Origin of the sequence: Allorhizobium sonneratiae, from assembly GCF_023700755.1 — a bacterium.
Taxonomy (GTDB): Bacteria; Pseudomonadota; Alphaproteobacteria; order Rhizobiales; family Rhizobiaceae; genus Allorhizobium; species Allorhizobium sonneratiae.
Map to the genome: position 1 here is coordinate 548,384 of NZ_JAMKOJ010000002.1, position 16,776 is coordinate 565,159.

The 16,776-nt window shown below is 58.6% G+C and carries 15 protein-coding genes; 8 read left to right on the forward strand and 7 right to left on the reverse strand.

Features of this window, described 5'->3' with window-relative positions:
- Positions 1-31: 31 nt before the first annotated feature.
- From NAC44_RS05565 to iolB, 5 genes are all read left to right on the forward strand, one after another.
- Positions 32-1,954 carry a bifunctional 5-dehydro-2-deoxygluconokinase/5-dehydro-2-deoxyphosphogluconate aldolase gene (locus NAC44_RS05565; protein ID WP_250938679.1) on the forward strand — a complete coding sequence of 641 codons (1,923 nt, stop codon included), beginning with the start codon at positions 32-34 and terminating at the stop codon, positions 1,952-1,954.
- 134 nt (positions 1,955-2,088) lie between these two features.
- A complete protein-coding gene (gene iolD / locus NAC44_RS05570; RefSeq protein ID WP_250938681.1) occupies positions 2,089-3,912 on the forward strand; it encodes a 3D-(3,5/4)-trihydroxycyclohexane-1,2-dione acylhydrolase (decyclizing) in 1,824 nt (607 codons plus the stop codon).
- A gap of 1 nt (position 3,913) precedes the next feature.
- Positions 3,914-4,813, forward strand: a complete 900-nt coding sequence (iolE, locus tag NAC44_RS05575; protein WP_250938683.1) for a myo-inosose-2 dehydratase — start codon at positions 3,914-3,916, stop codon at positions 4,811-4,813.
- Positions 4,814-4,830: 17 nt separating this feature from the next.
- Positions 4,831-5,055 carry a hypothetical protein gene (locus NAC44_RS05580; protein WP_250938685.1) on the forward strand — a complete coding sequence of 75 codons (225 nt, stop codon included), beginning with the start codon at positions 4,831-4,833 and terminating at the stop codon, positions 5,053-5,055.
- Positions 5,052-5,861, forward strand: a complete 810-nt coding sequence (iolB, locus tag NAC44_RS05585; protein ID WP_250938687.1) for a 5-deoxy-glucuronate isomerase — start codon at positions 5,052-5,054, stop codon at positions 5,859-5,861. The genes NAC44_RS05580 and iolB overlap by 4 nt, the downstream gene beginning before the upstream one ends.
- Positions 5,862-5,917: 56 nt before the next feature.
- Here the strand turns inward: iolB and NAC44_RS05590 are convergent, their stop codons facing one another.
- The 7 genes from NAC44_RS05590 to NAC44_RS05620 all read right to left on the reverse strand — a co-directional run bounded on the left by NAC44_RS05590 (position 5,918) and on the right by NAC44_RS05620 (position 12,861).
- Entirely contained in the window at positions 5,918-7,915 is a 1,998-nt protein-coding gene (locus NAC44_RS05590) for an acetyl-CoA carboxylase biotin carboxylase subunit (RefSeq protein WP_250938688.1), read from the reverse strand.
- 4 nt (positions 7,916-7,919) lie between these two features.
- Positions 7,920-8,297: a hypothetical protein gene (locus NAC44_RS05595; RefSeq protein ID WP_250938690.1), complete on the reverse strand. Its 378-nt coding sequence runs from the start codon at positions 8,295-8,297 to the stop codon at positions 7,920-7,922.
- Between the two features lie 99 nt (positions 8,298-8,396).
- Positions 8,397-9,290, reverse strand: coding sequence for a glutathione-dependent disulfide-bond oxidoreductase (gene yghU, locus NAC44_RS05600; protein ID WP_250938693.1), 894 nt, complete (start codon positions 9,288-9,290; stop codon positions 8,397-8,399).
- Positions 9,291-9,367: 77 nt separating this feature from the next.
- Positions 9,368-10,900 (reverse strand): acyl-CoA carboxylase subunit beta, encoded by a 1,533-nt coding sequence (locus NAC44_RS05605; RefSeq protein WP_250938695.1) that lies wholly within the window; start codon positions 10,898-10,900, stop codon positions 9,368-9,370.
- Positions 10,901-11,010: 110 nt separating this feature from the next.
- A complete protein-coding gene (locus tag NAC44_RS05610; RefSeq protein WP_250938785.1) occupies positions 11,011-11,415 on the reverse strand; it encodes a DUF2177 family protein in 405 nt (134 codons plus the stop codon).
- A gap of 169 nt (positions 11,416-11,584) precedes the next feature.
- Positions 11,585-12,265: a ChrR family anti-sigma-E factor gene (locus NAC44_RS05615; protein ID WP_250938697.1), complete on the reverse strand. Its 681-nt coding sequence runs from the start codon at positions 12,263-12,265 to the stop codon at positions 11,585-11,587.
- A complete protein-coding gene (locus NAC44_RS05620) occupies positions 12,265-12,861 on the reverse strand; it encodes a sigma-70 family RNA polymerase sigma factor (RefSeq protein WP_250938706.1) in 597 nt (198 codons plus the stop codon). Before NAC44_RS05620 ends, NAC44_RS05615 begins: the two co-directional genes overlap by 1 nt.
- Before the next feature lie 242 nt (positions 12,862-13,103).
- Between NAC44_RS05620 and NAC44_RS05625 the strand changes: the two genes are divergently transcribed.
- From NAC44_RS05625 to NAC44_RS05635, 3 genes are read left to right on the forward strand one after another with little or no spacing between them, the layout of a single operon-like run.
- Entirely contained in the window at positions 13,104-14,459 is a 1,356-nt protein-coding gene (locus NAC44_RS05625; RefSeq protein WP_476726963.1) for an NAD(P)/FAD-dependent oxidoreductase, read from the forward strand.
- Positions 14,456-15,274, forward strand: a complete 819-nt coding sequence (locus NAC44_RS05630) for a DUF1365 domain-containing protein (protein ID WP_250938710.1) — start codon at positions 14,456-14,458, stop codon at positions 15,272-15,274. The genes NAC44_RS05625 and NAC44_RS05630 overlap by 4 nt, the downstream gene beginning before the upstream one ends.
- Entirely contained in the window at positions 15,271-16,485 is a 1,215-nt protein-coding gene (locus NAC44_RS05635; RefSeq protein WP_250938712.1) for an SAM-dependent methyltransferase, read from the forward strand. Before NAC44_RS05630 ends, NAC44_RS05635 begins: the two co-directional genes overlap by 4 nt.
- The last annotated feature ends 291 nt before the right edge of the window (positions 16,486-16,776 follow it).

Genomic DNA, 16,776 nt, shown 5'->3' on the forward strand with positions numbered 1-16,776 from the left:
TCGCTTTCGGGCGATTGAGAGGGAGGAAACGGTGAAAACACTCGACCTGATCACCATTGGCCGGTCATCAGTGGATCTTTACGGTGCACAGATCGGCGGGCGGCTGGAGGACATGGCCTCCTTCAGCAAATATATCGGCGGATCACCCACCAATATCGCTGCCGGCACGGCCCGCCTGGGGCTGAAATCGGCGCTGATTACGCGTGTGGGTGACGAGCATATGGGCCGTTTCATCCGCGAACAGCTGGTGCGCGAAGGCGTGGATGTGCGCGGCGTCAAGACCGATCCGAAACGGCTGACGGCGCTGGTGCTGCTGGGCATTCGCGACGAAAACCAGTTTCCGCTGATCTTCTACCGGGAAAACTGCGCCGACATGGCGCTGTGCGAAGACGATATCGATCCGGCCTTCATTGCCGAAACCGCCTGCGTCTGCGTTACCGGAACGCATCTGTCGCATCCCAATACCGAAGCCGCGGTTTTGAAGGCGCTGCGCCTTGCCCGCGAAAACGGGGCCAAGACGGCGCTGGATATCGATTACCGGCCCAATCTCTGGGGTCTTGCCGGGCATGGCGATGGCGAAAGCCGCTTCATCGAATCGGCTGCCGTCACCGCCAAGCTGCAATCGACGCTTCACTGGTTCGACCTGATTGTCGGCACCGAAGAAGAATTTCACATCGCTGGCGGCAGCACCGACACGCTTGCGGCACTGAAAGCCGTGCGCAAGGTGTGCAAGGCCACACTGGTGTGCAAGCGCGGCCCCATGGGCGCGGTGGTGTTTGATGGCGACATTCCAGACAGTCTCGACAAGGGCGAAACCGGGCCCGGTTTTCCCATCGAGGTCTTCAATGTGCTGGGGGCTGGCGACGGTTTCATGTCCGGCCTGCTCAAGGGCTGGCTGACCGGCGAGAACTGGCCGACGGCGCTGAAATATGCCAATGCCTGCGGCGCTTTCGCCGTTTCACGTCACGGCTGCACGCCCGCCTATCCCAGTCTGGAAGAGCTTACCTATTTCTACCGCACCGGCATTCGTGAAAAAGCGCTGCGCAAGGACGTAGCGCTGGAACAGGTGCACTGGTCAACCAATCGCGACCGTGACTGGCCGCTCATGCGGGTGTTTGCCTTCGATCACCGCATGCAGCTTGAGGCCATGTGCGACGAGGCAGGCGTGTCGCATGAGCGCATCGGCAGCTTCAAGACGCTCTGTCTCAAGGCCGCTCTTCAGGTCTCTGCCGGTCAACCGGGCTATGGCATTCTCTGCGACAGCCGTCTGGGGCGCGAGGCACTCTATCAGGCATCCGGCACCGGCTTGTGGATCGGTCGCCCGGTCGAATGGCCGGGATCTCGTCCGCTGTCGCTGGAGCCGGAACTCGGTCTCGATTTCGGCGGGCTTTCAGAATGGCCGGTGGAAAACTGCGTCAAGCTTCTGTGTTTCTATCACCCCGACGACACGGCGGACATGAAGGCCGAGCAGGAGATGACAGTCAAGCGGCTCTTCACCGCCGCGCGGCGCAACCGGCTGGACATGCTTCTTGAAATCATCCCGTCCAAGGTCGGTCCGGTCGATGACGATACGGCAGCGACCATCATCCAGCGTTTCTATGATATTGGTGTCTATCCGGACTGGTGGAAGCTGGAGCCGATGAAGACCCGCGCCGCCTGGGCCAATGCCTGCGACACCATTTCCCGCAACGATCCCTATACCCGTGGTATCGTGGTTCTCGGCCTCGATGCGCCAGCAGAGGAGCTGGAGGAAAGTTTTCAGACGGCGGCAGGTTTCGATCTGGTCAAGGGATTTGCGGTGGGGCGCACGATTTTCGGCGATGCGGCACGGCAATGGCTGGCAGGTCGCCTCAGTGATGAGGAAGCGATAGCCGATATGGTACGCCGTTACAGCGATCTCTGCGCCGTCTGGGACCGGGCGCGGGATGGCGTAAAACAGGTCAAAAGCGCCTGACAGACTCTAGAGTTCTTTGTTTTGGTTTGTCTTTTCGGAAACGCTGAAAAGCTCCAACGCATTGTTTTTAAGCATGTCCGGACGGAAAACCGTTTCACGCTTTTCTCGGGACAATGCTCTAAAGGGAGAGAGACATGAAGACGGTGCGTTTGACCGCCGCGCAGGCGTTGGTGCGCTATCTTGCCAATCAGTTGACGCCGGAGGGCGTGCCCTTCATCGCCGGGGTCTGGGCAATTTTCGGCCACGGTAATGTCGCAGGTCTTGGTGAAGCGCTTTATGGCGTGCGCGAGGAATTGCCAACCTGGCGCGGCCAGAATGAGCAATCCATGGCCCATGCGGCGATTGCCTATGCCAAGCAGCTTGGTCGCCGCCGCGCCATGGCGGTGACCTCCTCTATCGGTCCGGGGGCTGCCAATATGGTGACGGCAGCGGCACTTGCCCATGTCAACCGCCTGCCGGTTCTGCTCATTCCGGGCGATGTTTTCGCCAATCGCGGACCCGATCCGGTGCTGCAACAGCTGGAGGATTTCGGCGACGGCACTCTCTCCGTCAATGACTGTTTCCGCCCGGTCAGCCGCTATTTCGACCGGATTTCACGGCCCGAACATCTGTTGACGGCGCTGCCACGGGCGTTTCGTACCATGACGGACCCGGCCGATTGCGGCCCGGTGACGCTGGCCTTCTGCCAGGACACGCAAACGGAAGCCTATGATTATCCCGAAAGCTTTTTCACACCGAAGGTCTGGCCCATCCGCCGTCCGCGCCCGGATGAGGATGAGCTTGTCCGTGCCATTGCCGCGATCAAGGCGGCGAAACAGCCGGTGATCGTCGCAGGCGGCGGCGTGCATTTTTCCGGCGCAACGGTAACCCTCAAAAGCTTTGCCGAAAAACATCAGATCCCGGTGGTTGAAACACAGGCCGGAAAATCCGCGCTCGCCTGGGATGAACCGATGAATTTCGGCCCGGTCGGCGTCACCGGCGCGGCAAGCGCCAATGCGCTGTGCGAAGCAGCCGATCTCGTCATCGGCGTTGGCACCCGGTTTCAGGATTTCACCACCGGGTCCTGGGCGCTGTTCAAAAACCCGTCCCGCAAGCTTTTGGCGCTCAACATCCAGCCCTATGACAGCGCCAAGCATGAGGCGATCCCGCTGGTCGCTGACGCAAAAATCGGGCTGGAACTGATTACCGAAGCGCTTGGCGACCATCGCTTCCCCTCCCCCGACGCCACTCTCAAGGCCGACTGGTTCGCCAGGGCCGATGCCGTTACCGCGCCACCAAAGGACGGCAACAGCCTGCCAACCGACATGCAGGTGATCGGTGCGGTACAGCGCCAGTCACGCGACAATACGGTGGTGATGTGCGCCGCAGGCACCATGCCGGGCGAATTGCATCAATTGTGGAAGGCGAAACTGCCGCTCTCCTACCATATGGAATACGGCTTTTCCTGCATGGGCTATGAGATTGCCGGAGGCCTTGGCATCAAGATGGCCGAGCCGGAGCGCGACGTCATCGTCATGGTCGGCGACGGCTCCTACATGATGATGAATTCCGAACTGGTGACCGCCGTGGCGCTCGAGCGCAAACTCACCGTCGTCATCACCGACAATCGCGGTTATGGCTGCATCAACCGGCTGCAGATGGGCACCGGCGGGGCCGAGTTCAACAATCTTTATGCTCATACGTCTCACGTGAAACCGCCTGAGATCGATTTCGCCGCCCATGCCGCCGCGATGGGGGCGGATGCCCGCAAGGTTTCCACCATAGTCGAACTGGAAGAGGCACTGGCCGAAGCCCGCGAAGCCAGCAACACCCGCGTCATCGTCATCGACACCGACCCCTATCCGACGCCTGAGGCAGGCGGGCATTGGTGGGATGTCGCCGTGCCGGAAGTGTCCGATCGCCAACAAGTCAACGCCGCCCGCGCCCATTACGAGGCAGCCCTCAAGGAAAGACAGTAACATGATCCTCTACGGTACCAATCCGATTGCCTGGTCGAATGACGATGACCGCAGCCTCGGCGCCCATATCAGCCTCGAACAATGCCTTGATGAAACCGCGAAAATCGGTTTCGACGGCATTGAAAAGGGTCACAAGCTGCCAACCACCCCAGGAGGGCTGAAAGACGTGCTTGAACCGCGCGGGCTGAAATTCGTCTCCGGCTGGCATTCGCTCAATCTTTTGACCAACAGCATCGAAGAGGAGAAAGCGGCGATGCAGCCCTTCCTCGATGTTCTCAAAGCCATGGGCTCCAAGGTCATCATCACCTGCGAAACCTCCAACGCCATTCATGGCGATGATGCAAAGCCGCTCAATGAGCGTCCGAAACTCGCCGCTGAGGATTGGGCCACATTCGGCGCAGGCGTGGAAGCACTGGCACAATTTGCCGCCGATCAGGGCATTGCGCTGGTCTATCACCACCATATGGGCACGATTGTCGAGAGCGAAGAGGATATCGACGCCTTCATGGCCCATACCGGGCCGCAGACGAAACTGTTGCTGGATACCGGCCACTGCTTCTTCGGCGGCGGCAATCCGGAGCGGGTGGCGCAGAACTATATGGGTCGCGTCGGCCATATCCACGCCAAGAATGTCCGTCCGGTCATTGCCAAACAGGTGCGCGATGAAAAACTGTCCTTCCTCGAAGGTGTTCGCCGCGGCGTGTTCACCGTGCCGGGCGATGATGAAGGCGGGGTAAACTTCCCTCCCGTGCTTAAAATTGCCGGTGAACACGGCTATGAAGGCTGGCTGGTGATCGAGGCCGAGCAGGACCCGGATGTGCGCAAACCCTATGATTACCAGAGCCTCGGCCTTGCCTCGCTGAAAGCCATGGCCAAATCTGCCGGACTGGACAAATCCTGATTTTTGAAAGAACCCGCATGACGTTTCTCGATCCCCACCATCCGTTTTTCAAGCCGCTTTGGGTGCGCATTGTCGTCACGCTGGTGCCGCTGATCTGGGCGGGGGTCGAGCTTTTCACCGGCACGCCGGTCTGGGCGATGATTTCGCTGGCGCTGGGCTTTTATGCCGGTCTGCAATTGTTCTGGGTGTTTTACAAAACCCCGCCAAAACCGGACGAGGCAAATCAGGGAGAGGATTCATGAGCCATCTGTTGCGCAAACCCGTGGCCAAAACGGGCAAGGTCCATGATATTACCGCCAAAAGCGCCGGCTGGTCCTATGTCGGCTTCGGCCTTTACCATCTGAAGGCGGGTGAAACCGTGGCCGAGGCGACCGGCGACACGGAGGTCATTCTCGTGCTCGTCGAGGGCAAGGCGGAGATCTCCGGCGGAGACAAAAGCTTTGGCGTGCTGGGCGAGCGTATGAACGTCTTTGAGAAAACCCCGCCGCACTGCGTCTATATTCCGGCAGGCAGCAGTTGGTCGGCCATCGCCACCACCGAATTGACGCTTGCCGTCTGCACTGCGCCGGGAAAACCGGGGCGTGACGCGCAGGTGATCGGCCCGACGGGTATCAGCCTGACGGAACGCGGTAAAGGCGCCAATACCCGTCATATCTTCCCGATTGCCATGGAAGAGCGCGATGTGGCCGATAGCCTGCTGGTGACGGAGGTCTTTACCCCGCAGGGCAACTGGTCCTCCTATCCGCCGCATCGCCATGACGAGGACAATTTCCCCGCCATGACCTATCTGGAAGAAACCTATTATCACCGGCTCAATCCGGCTCAAGGCTTCGGTTTCCAGCGCGTTTTCACCGAGGACGGTTCGCTGGACGAGACCATGGCGGTTGCCGATGGCGATGTGGTGCTGGTGCCCAAGGGGCATCATCCCTGCGGCGCACCCTATGGCTATGAGATGTATTATCTCAATGTCATGGCCGGACCGTTACGCAAATGGCGCTTTCAAAACCACCCGGATCATGACTGGATCTTCAAGCGCGACAACCCGTAAGCCGAAACGACAATCATCGGCGCGGCACCTGATTGCTTGACGATGCCGCGTCATCCTCATTCGAACTCCATGATCAGCTCATCGACGGCAAGGCTCTGGCCGGGCTTCGCCGCAAGGCGCTTGACCGTGCCGCGCCGTTCGGCCTTGAGGATGTTTTCCATCTTCATCGCCTCCACCGTTGCCAGCGGCTGACCGGCCTCCACCACCTCGCCCTCGGTGACGGCGATGCCGGTGATCACACCCGGCATCGGGCAGAGCAGCAGTTTCGATGTATCGGGCGGCAGTTTCTTCGGCATCAGCCTTGCCAGCTCCGCCACGCGCGGGCTGCGCACATGAGCGGTCAAGTCGATGCCCTTCCAGCGCAGGCGAAGGCCCGCCCCCTTGAGATCGATCTTGATGGCGCCCGCAACACCATCGATATCGACATGCGCCAGCGTTTCGCCAGGTTTCCAAGCCGTTTCCAGCGTCAGGCTTTCGCCGGTTGCAAAATGGACCGTGCTGCCATCCAGTGTCAGGGCATAGGTATCATCGCCCAGCGTCACCACCCAATCCTGGCCCAGCTTGCGCGGATGATTGCCGAGTGTGCCGGAAATCTGGATGGCGCGGCTTTCGCGGATAAGATGCGCCTGAGCCGCAAAGGCGGCAAGAATCCGGGCCTCTGCCGCATCCGGCACAACGCCGGAAAAGCCGTCGGGAAATTCCTCGGCAATATAGGCCGTGGTCAGCTTTCCGGCGCGAAACCTCTCCTGCCCCATTACGGCGGAGAGGAAAGGCAGGTTGTGGCCGATGCCTTCCACCTCGAACGCATCAAGCGCTGCCGCCATGGCCTCGACCGCCTGATCGCGGGTCTTCGCCCAGGTGCAGAGCTTGGCGATCATCGGGTCGTAATACATGGAAATCTCGCCGCCCTCGAAGACGCCGGTATCGTTGCGCAGCACCGTGCCATCGGCCTGTTCGCCTTCCTGCGGCGGGCGGTAGCGGGTGAGACGACCGATCGAAGGCAGGAAATTGCGATAGGGATCTTCGGCATAAAGCCGGCTTTCGATCGCCCAGCCGTTGAGCGCGACCTCGTCCTGCGTGAGTGCCAGCGTTTCGCCATTGGCGACGCGGATCATCTCACCGACCAGATCAAGCCCGGTGACAAGCTCCGTCACCGGATGTTCGACCTGTAGCCGCGTATTCATCTCGAGGAAGTAGAATTGATTGGCCTTGCCATCGACGATGAATTCCACCGTGCCGGCAGAATGATAGCCGACGGCCTTCGCCAAAGCCACGGCCTGTTCGCCCATGGCCTTGCGGGTGGCCGCATCGAGGAAAGGCGACGGGGCTTCCTCGATCACCTTCTGGTTTCGCCGCTGGATCGAGCATTCGCGCTCACCAAGATAAAGGCAATTGCCGTGCTGATCGCCCAGCACCTGAATTTCGATATGACGCGGCTCGGTGACGAATTTTTCGATGAAAATCCGGTCATCGCCAAAGGCATTCTTCGCCTCATTCTTCGAGGACTGAAAGCCCTCGCGGGCTTCTTGCGCATTCCAGGCAATGCGCATGCCCTTGCCGCCACCGCCGGCAGAGGCCTTGATCATCACCGGATAACCGATGCCATCGGAAATCCGCACCGCTTCCTCGGCATCGGCAATCAGCCCCATATGGCCGGGCACGGTGGAAACACCCGCTTCGGCGGCAATCTTCTTCGAGGTGATCTTGTCGCCCATCGCCTGAATGGCCTTGACCGGTGGGCCGATAAAGGTGACGCCTGCCTTTTCCAGCGCCTCGGCAAAAGCGGCATTTTCCGATAAGAAACCATAGCCCGGATGCACCGCATCTGCGCCGGTCTGCTTGATCGCGTCGAGAATTTTATCGATGACGATATAGGACTGGCTGGACGGGGCAGGCCCGATGTGAACGGCCTCATCGGCTATTTTCACATGCAACGCCTCCTTGTCGGCATCGGAATAGACGGCAACCGTCAAAATCCCCAGTTTGCGTGCGGTCTTGATCACCCGGCAGGCGATTTCGCCACGATTGGCGATGAGGATTTTACGGATTGCCATGATTTTACACCTCGAACACGTCTTCAAAGGCTTCGGGGAAACTCTGCCGCGCCACTTTCTCGTTGATCACCAGCATCGCCTCATAGGAGAGCGGATCGAAATTCTTGTCCGCAGGCAGAACTTCGCGACCGAAGAGCAGATTGAGGCGGGCAGCGTCGAGATTGCCGCGCTCGAAGGGCTCTGAGCCGAAATGATGCCAGAGCGCGTGCAGGAAGGCGGCGTCAATGCGGTGTTCCTTGGTGCCGGGGCGGGCGCGGCGCGGCAGGGCCTTGATCGGCGTCACGCCTCTCGGATTGGCGCGGCGGATGATGAATTGCACCCCTGTTCCCGGCATTCCCGATGGAAAGCCCCGGTGTTTCGTCATCTCGGGTAGGTTGGCCAAGAGTGTCTCCAGTGTCTGCTGTCTCGATGTTTATTTGGAGGGCGGAGCCCTCGACCGCCCGCCTCTCTTCTCATTGAAGATGAGACGGGCGGCATGGGGTCAGATGGTCAAACCGTTGAAATCCGAAGCGTCATGGCGTTCAGCCAGAAAGGTGCCGGGATCGCCCGAGGCCTTGTTGACGACGATACCGCGCTTGACGCCGGGGCGGGAGGCAATCTCCTTGGCCCAGCGCACCACATGCGCATATTCGTGGGTGGCGAGGAAGGTTCCGGCATCGGGATAGGACTGGTCGAGCGCAAGGCGTCCATACCAGGGCCAGATCGCCATATCGGCAATGGAATATTCGCTGCCGGCGACATAAGCATTGTCGGCAAGCTGGCGGTTCAGCACATCCATCTGGCGCTTGGTTTCCATGGCGTAGCGGTTGATCGCATATTCGATCTTCATCGGTGCATAGGCATAGAAATGGCCAAACCCGCCGCCGACAAACGGGGCCGAGCCCATCTGCCAGAACAGCCAGTTCATCACCTCGGCGCGGGCGCGGGCATCGGTCGGCAGGAAAGCGCCGAATTTTTCGGCGAGATAGACGAGAATAGAGCCGGATTCGAACAGCCGCACCGGTTCGCCGCCATCCTTCGGCTTGTGGTCCATCAGCGCCGGGATTTTTGAGTTCGGATTGACATCGACGAAGCCGGAGCCGAACTGGTCGCCCTTGCCGATGGTGATCAGCCAGGCATCGTAATCGGCATCCTTGATGCCGGCTTCCAAAAGCTCTTCCAGCAGGATCGTTACCTTCTGACCATTGGGAGTGGCCAGTGAATAAAGCTGGAGGCCATGCTTGCCGACCGGCAGGTCCTTGTCATGGGTGGGTCCGGCAATCGGGCGATTGATGCTGGCAAACTGGCCGCCATTGGCCCCTTCCCAGGTCCACACCTTCGGCGGCTGATAGCCCGCTGGTAGATTGTTTTCCGGCGGAAATTTCGTGTCACTCATGGAATCCTCGCAAATGGGTGCTTTCTTCGGCAAGGGAATTTGGCCCTTTTCATGCCGCGGACGCATAACAACCTATCTCATAAAGGGATTGTGTCGTGCTTTTTCCAATGGGTCGTCAGCGATTTATTCCTGAGCGATGCAAAGGCGCGGGCAATACGACGCCGTGACGAATGCGGCATGATCACCTCATCGATAAAGCCACGCTCTGCCGCAACGAAGGGATTGGCGAAACGCTCTTCATAATTTTTCGTGCGTTCAAAAATCTTATCCGGGTTGGAAAGCTCCGAACGGTAGAGGATTTCCGTTGCCCCCTTGGCCCCCATCACGGCGATTTCAGCACTCGGCCACGCATAATTGACATCGGCGCCGATATGTTTGGAGGCCATCACGTCATAGGCGCCACCATAAGCCTTGCGAGTAATCAGCGTCACCATCGGCACGGTCGCTTCCGAATAGGCAAAGAGCAGTTTCGCCCCATGCTTGATCACGCCGCCATATTCCTGCGCCACGCCCGGCAGAAAGCCCGGCACATCGACCAGTGTGAGGATCGGAATGGAAAAGGCATCGCAGAACCGCACGAAGCGGGCGGCCTTGCGTGAGCTGTCGATATCGAGGCAGCCGGCCAGCACCATGGGCTGATTGGCGACCACGCCAACGGTGCGGCCTTCCATTCGCAGGAAGCCGATGATGATGTTTCTGGCAAAATCGGCCTGAAGCTCGAAGAAATCGCCTTCATCGGCCAGTGCATGGATCAGTTCCTTCATGTCGTAAGGCTTGGTGGAACTGTCCGGGATCAGCGTGTCGAGCCGCATGTCGATGCGGAAGGGATCGTCGTAAAAGGGGCGAACCGGGGGTTTTTCCCGATTGTTGAGCGGCAGGAAGTCGAAGAGCAGCCGCACCTGTTCCAGCGCCTCGATATCATCGTCAAAGGCACCATCGGCGACAGAGGATTTTTTCGTATGCGTTCCCGCCCCACCCAGCTCTTCCGCCGTGACGATCTCGTTGGTCACCGTTTTCACCACATCCGGGCCAGTGACGAACATGTAGGATGAATCGCGAACCATGAAAATGAAATCGGTCATGGCGGGCGAATAGACGGCTCCACCAGCACAAGGCCCCATGATCACCGAAATCTGCGGCACGACACCGGAGACCTCGGCATTGCGGCGAAAGACTTCGGCATAGCCAGCGAGCGAAGCCACCCCTTCCTGAATGCGTGCGCCACCCGAATCATTGAGCCCGATTACCGGCGCACCGACGCGAGCGGCCATATCCATGATCTTGCAGATCTTCTGCGCATGGGTTTCCGACAGCGAGCCGCCAAGCACGGTGAAATCCTGGGAAAATACATAGACCTGCCGACCATTGATCGTGCCCCAGCCGGTGACGACACCGTCACCCGGCACGGTGTTTTCCGCCATGCCGAACTCGGTGCAGCGGTGGGTGACATACATGTCATATTCTTCAAACGAGCCTTCGTCCAACAGCACATCGAGCCGCTCGCGGGCGGTGAGCTTGCCCTTGGCATGCTGGGCGGCTATGCGCTTTTCTCCTCCGCCAAGACGCGCTTGCGCCCGTCTTGCTTCCAACTGGTCCAGAATTGTCGGCATGATGCCTCCCATGGCAATTTTTCTGGAGCCTGCCTCAATCGGGGGATTATGCAAGAGAAAATTACGGCGTCCACATCAGCAACGGATAGACGTATCGCTGAGACCGATCCTTACCCGGCAAAGAAGCGGGCAGTGATCGCATATCCGGCCGCAGCAGCCGTAGCCGTCAGCACGGTGCCCCAGGCCATGTCCATCAGGCTCATGGTCAGCGACCAGCTTTTCAGCGTCGCCAGATTGGTCATGTCATAGGTGCCGTAGGCGATGAGGCCAAGAATCGCACCGCTGAAAACCGCCGTGGCCAGACTGCCGTGGTTTAGCGCCGGTGCGACGGCGAAATAAACGATGCCTGCAATGTAAAACAGGTAAAAAAGGCCCGCTGCGGTAAAATTCGGCTTTTCCAGCATGATGTCACCGATACGAGATTTGTAAAATCCCGTGGCGATTTTTGAAAGCCAGATGAAATCGAGGCCGAAGAAGACGATGGCCGTGGACAGATAAGCAAGACCGTATGTCAGCATGACGAAATCCTTGGGGGCTTCACTGCTGAACCCCAGCCCGGTTGACCCTGTTTTTAAAAAATCCGTTTTGTTAAAGCATGTTGCGGCTTATCAGCCTCATGCAAGGTGCTTTAAACCTTTGATGTGTCGCATGGACGGTATCGTTTCACGGAAACACTGCAATGCTCTAGATGCCGAGAACCGGCTGGATAAAGCGCAGCAGACGGCTCTTGAACCTGAGCGGCGCATCCGTCACCGCCAGACAGATGCAGTCCTCGTCTTTTCCGGCAATCGGCTGATGCTCCAGCGTATCATCGGCATCTTCCAGATCCCCCCGGCGGAATTCCCCGGTTTCATCATGGAAACTACCCTTGAGAACCAGCGTCAGTTCACGCCCGCCATGGCTGTGTTCCGGAACCGGCTTGCCAGCTGGAATACGCAGTAGACGCACATTGGTTTCTCCATCCTGCGTTCGGATAGGAATATGATAAGCGCCGCGCCCAAGTGCTTTCCATCTCAAGCCATCAACATCACCACCGACATACGAGCGCAATGGTTCCGGCAAGACAGGGCCGGACAGGCCAGCAGCCTTCCCCCTGGTCTTTTCCTTAATGTCAGCCCCCTTCTGCGACTGGCCCAGGCGTTTTTGCATCACAGCCCAGGATACATCGATCTCGGATTTGGCGGAGATCTCGAGCGGAGCACTTTCCATAAGAGCGGCGCCGGTGGCTTCCATGGTTTTCAGGCGGTGGCGGCATTCGGGGCAGAGCGCCAGATGGGTGGCGACAGCAAGGCTCCAGCCTTCGGCAAGCGTGCCTGCGGCATAATCGAGTAGCAATTCGTCGCTGACATGGTGATGAACAGCCATCAGCCCTCCTCCCCCATGCGTTCGTCCAGTGAAGCGCGCAATTTGGCGAAAGCCATGCGGATGCGCGACTTCACCGTGCCCAGTGGCAGATTGAACTCTTTAGCCAGCGCACTGTGCGGCACATCGCCGAAAAAGGATTTCTTCAGCAGCGCCAACTGCTCCTCGGGAAGCGCCTGCATGGCTTTATGCAGCCGTTCCGATTGCTCGCGCGCTTCAAGCTCCCTGTCGGCCGGCTCCACGTCTTCGGGCACGAAGGCCGGATCATTGGGGTCGAATTCCGGGCGTCTTTCCTTACGATAGGCGGAAATCTGTAAATTCCGGGCAATCGTAAAAATCCAGGCCGACACATGCCCGCGCTCCGGATCGAACAGGGCCGCCTTGTTCCAAACGGCCATCATGGTTTCCTGCATCAATTCCTCTGCTGCCTGACTGTCAGAAGATTTGCGCGCCATGTAAGACTTCACCCTCGGTCCGTAATGGCGGAACAAGGTTTCAAAGGCGCTCACATCGCGGTCACGGCCGACGGCCAGCAACAGCCGCCCCATATCCTCTGTATCTCCATCGCCAAGTGTTCCGCCACCATTGCTTAGACCCATGATTCCTCCTCGGCTGCGCTGTTTTGCCAGCGCAGCCGCTTTGAAATCATTCTGGCATTCCTGAGCCGATTGGGCCAGAGCCAATGGGGCCAAAGCCGATTGGGGAACATTGATTGTCATGATGACCATTACGCCGGGCAAATGAAAATGGATCACTGCACGAAAAAACAGGATGAAGATCAATCCACGGCTCAAAACTTTTCGTTATTGAGTGTGAAGCTCAATGGTAAGGACAGGATAAGATGCGGCAGATGGGCCCGGTCGGGACAGGACGGAAACAGCGTGTGGCAGTCATCGGTTCGGGCATTTCCGGTCTGTCAGCCGCGTGGCTCCTGTCCAAAAGCGTCGATGTCGTGCTGTATGAAGCGGAAAACCGGCCAGGCGGCCATTCCAATACGGTGACGGTCCAAGGGCCTGAAGGTTCCGTGGCCGTCGATACCGGCTTCATTGTCTATAACGGGTTGAACTATCCCAATCTCGTTGCGCTGTTCGACCATCTCGGCGTGGAAACACAAGCTTCCGACATGTCCTTTGCCGCCTCGCTCGACGGTGGCGGCTTTGAATATTGCGGCTCCCGGCTTTCCGGCCTGCTCGGCCAGAAAATCAATATGGTGCGACCGCGTTTCTGGCGGATGATGTCGGATATCATACGCTTCTACAAAGCGGCCCCCGCCCTGCTGGAGCGCGAGGATCTGCGAGAGGCCTCGCTCGGCGATTATCTTGCCATGAGTCGATACAGCCACGCCTTTATAGAGGATCATCTTCTGCCGATGGGAGCCGCCATCTGGTCAACGACGGCCAAGGATATGCGCGCTTATCCGCTGCACGCCTTTTTGCGGTTTTTCGTCAATCACGGTCTGGTGCAGATCAAGGACCGTCCTCACTGGCGCACGGTGAAAGGCGGCAGTCAGACCTATGTTCGCCGCCTTCTGGAAACAATGGCGGCAAAGGTGCATCTTGGCGATCCGGTCGTGTCTGTGCTGCGGAATGACGCGGGTGCAACGGTCACAACCCGCTCCGGACATCAGGACCATTTTGACGCCGTGACCATGGCAACCCATGCCGATCAGGCGCTGGCGCTTTTGGGCGATGCCGACCCTTTGGAACAAAAGCTTCTTGGCGCCTTCGACTATACCACAAACCGGGCAGTGCTGCATTCGGACGCGACCCTGATGCCGAAACGGCGCACCGTCTGGGCAAGCTGGAATTATATCGGCGATATCGCCGCGGGCGGCGCAACTCCGCTCTGCGTCACCTATTGGATGAACCGGCTGCAAAGCCTGCCGGCCAGTTTGCCGCTGTTCGTGACGCTCAATCCCAGCCGCGAGATTGCACCCTCAAAGGTCCATGCCAGTTTCGATTACACCCACCCGCTCTTCGATGCGAAGGCACTTGCCGCCCAGCGCCAGCTTTGGCAATTGCAGGGCCGCCGCCACAGCTGGTTCTGCGGCGCCTATTTCGGCAGCGGCTTCCATGAGGATGGCCTGCAATCCGGCCTTGCGGTTGCCGAAGACATTGGCGGATTGCGCCGCCCCTGGACGGTAGCGAATGAATCGGGCCGTATCCATCTCAAGCCGACACTGATGGCCGCAGAATGAGCTTTTCATCCGCCCTTTTTGCCGGTGAGGTCTTTCACCAGCGTCATCGCCCGAAACAGCACAGGCTGCGTTACAGGGTGTTTTCGCTGCTGATCGACCTTGACGAGATGGAGCGTCTCGACCGTTCGCTGCGTCTGTTCGGCCTCAACCGTTTTGCGCCGCTCAGTCTCTATGAGAGCGACCATGGTGAGGGGCGAGAGGGCGGATTGAAGGACTGGGTCGCATGCCAGCTCCAGCGGGCCGGTCTTGATACGCGGGCGCTCTCCGTCTCAATGCTGTGTTATCCGCGTATCTTTGGTTATGTCTTCAATCCGCTCACGGTCTATTTCTGCCGTGACGGCGACAACAGGCTGATCGCCATATTGTATGAGGTGGAAAACACCTTTCACGAGCGCCACACCTATATCATTCCCGCATCGTCAGGCACGCAGACAAGCCTTCAGCACGAATGCCGCAAAGACATGTATGTGTCCCCCTTCATCGGCATGGATTGCCGCTATCATTTTCGTATCAAGCCACCCGATGACACCGTGCTGATCGCCATTGACGAGACAGATGACGAAGGTTCGCTGCTCTATGCAAGCTTTACCGGCAGACGCAAAGCGCTGAGTGACCGGACCCTGCTGAAGGCGCTGTTGTTTTATCCGCTGATGACCTTGAAGATTATGGGGGCCATCCACTGGGAGGCGTTGCGCCTCTGGCTCAAGGGTATTCCCCTTCACAGACATCACAAGGCAGCACGACCGGTTCAGACCACGATTGTCCATCCCGCTTCCGATCTCACCTGCTCTGACCTAACAAGGAGTTCGCCATGAGCCATGCCGACCAGCAGAGCCTGAGCTTCATCCCGTCTTCCGCGCCGTTCTGGCAGAAGATCCTGTCACGCTGGGCCGATCGCATCACCAGCGGTCAGTTGACGCTAATCTTTCCCGGCGGGCAAGAGCATCACGCAAAAGGCAACAAGGCTGGACCTTCCGCCATTTTGAAACTCAACAATGCCAGACCGCTGCGCCGCCTCATGGCCGGTGGCAGTCTCGGCTTTTCCCGCGCCTATCTGGAGGGAGACTGGGACAGTCCCGATATCACGGCCCTCCTGGAGCTTGCCATCCTGAACGAGGTGGAGTGGAGCCGCATCATGTCGCCTTCCAGCCTTATCGGACGGCTGGCTTTGTTACGCCACAGGCTACGGGCCAATTCCCGCGCTGGCAGCCGCCGCAACATCGCCTTCCATTACGATCTCGGCAACGAATTCTACCAGTTATGGCTGGATGAAACCATGACCTATTCCTCGGCGCTGTTTTCGGAACCGGGCCAGTCGCTTGCAGCGGCACAAACCGCAAAATATGCCCGAATTGTCGAGGCTCTGCGGCTTAATGCCAATGATCGCGTTCTGGAAATCGGCTGCGGCTGGGGCGGTTTTGCTGAAGAAGCGATCAGGACGGCTGGTTGCCATGTCACCGGCCTGACTCTGTCGACCCGGCAGGCGGAATTTGCCCGAAGCCGTCTTTCTCCTGCGGGTCCTGACGCCCAGGTCGATATCCGTCTGCAGGATTATCGCGATGTGAAAGGCACGTTCAGCAAGATCGTATCCATCGAAATGTTCGAAGCCGTCGGCGAAGAAAACTGGCCGGTCTATTTCAATCGCCTGAGAGACCTGCTCGACGACAAGGGCGAAGCCGTGGTGCAGGTCATCACCATCGAAGAAGACCGCTTCGACTATTATCGCCGCAACGCCGACTTCATCCAGACCTATATCTTTCCCGGCGGCATGCTGCCTTCAATCAAGCGTTTCAAGGACGAAGCCGGCAAAGCCGGGCTGACGGTCAAGGATGCGTTTTGCTTTGGCCGTGACTATGAAAAGACGCTGCTGCTTTGGGAACAGTCTTTCATCTCTGCCTGGCCGCGCATTTCCCGCCTCGGTTTTGATGAGCGCTTCTATCGCATGTGGCGCTATTATCTCAATTATTGCGCAGCGGGCTTCCGTACAGGTCGGTTGAATGTTGTGCAGTTTCATCTGCAACGATGACGAATAAAGCCTATCCTGAGAAAAGTGTTAAATGGTTTTCACAACAACTCGATGCGAAAACAAAATCTTAGAGAATCTTGCCTATTCTAGGGCAATGGGCAAGAGCCCGGGACAGCAGCCGCTACCTCTCGAAGTCACGGCGTGATCGCCTTGATTCTCGGGCAGATTTCTGGAGCGCTGCTTGGGCTGATGAGGCTTACGGAGGCCAAACGCAAAAAGCTCCTCGAGGCTTATGCGGAGGAGCTTTTCCAACGCAAAAAGCCACCCGAAGGTGGCTTAAGATATAGAAGA

Bases quoted from the DNA above. Each gene is read 5' to 3' on its own strand.
- iolE (WP_250938683.1), top strand. From the start codon at position 3,914: ATGATCCTCTACGGTACCAATCCGATTGCCTGGTCGAATGACGATGAC.
- NAC44_RS05605 (WP_250938695.1), bottom strand. From the start codon at position 10,900: ATGCCGACAATTCTGGACCAGTTGGAAGCAAGACGGGCGCAAGCGCGT.
- NAC44_RS05620 (WP_250938706.1), bottom strand. From the start codon at position 12,861: ATGGGTCTAAGCAATGGTGGCGGAACACTTGGCGATGGAGATACAGAG.
- NAC44_RS05590 (WP_250938688.1), bottom strand. From the start codon at position 7,915: ATGGCAATCCGTAAAATCCTCATCGCCAATCGTGGCGAAATCGCCTGC.
- iolB (WP_250938687.1), top strand. From the start codon at position 5,052: ATGAGCCATCTGTTGCGCAAACCCGTGGCCAAAACGGGCAAGGTCCAT.
- NAC44_RS05580 (WP_250938685.1), top strand. From the start codon at position 4,831: ATGACGTTTCTCGATCCCCACCATCCGTTTTTCAAGCCGCTTTGGGTG.
- yghU (WP_250938693.1), bottom strand. From the start codon at position 9,290: ATGAGTGACACGAAATTTCCGCCGGAAAACAATCTACCAGCGGGCTAT.
- NAC44_RS05615 (WP_250938697.1), bottom strand. From the start codon at position 12,265: ATGGCTGTTCATCACCATGTCAGCGACGAATTGCTACTCGATTATGCC.
- NAC44_RS05635 (WP_250938712.1), top strand. From the start codon at position 15,271: ATGAGCCATGCCGACCAGCAGAGCCTGAGCTTCATCCCGTCTTCCGCG.
- iolD (WP_250938681.1), top strand. From the start codon at position 2,089: ATGAAGACGGTGCGTTTGACCGCCGCGCAGGCGTTGGTGCGCTATCTT.
- NAC44_RS05630 (WP_250938710.1), top strand. From the start codon at position 14,456: ATGAGCTTTTCATCCGCCCTTTTTGCCGGTGAGGTCTTTCACCAGCGT.
- NAC44_RS05625 (WP_476726963.1), top strand. From the start codon at position 13,104: ATGCGGCAGATGGGCCCGGTCGGGACAGGACGGAAACAGCGTGTGGCA.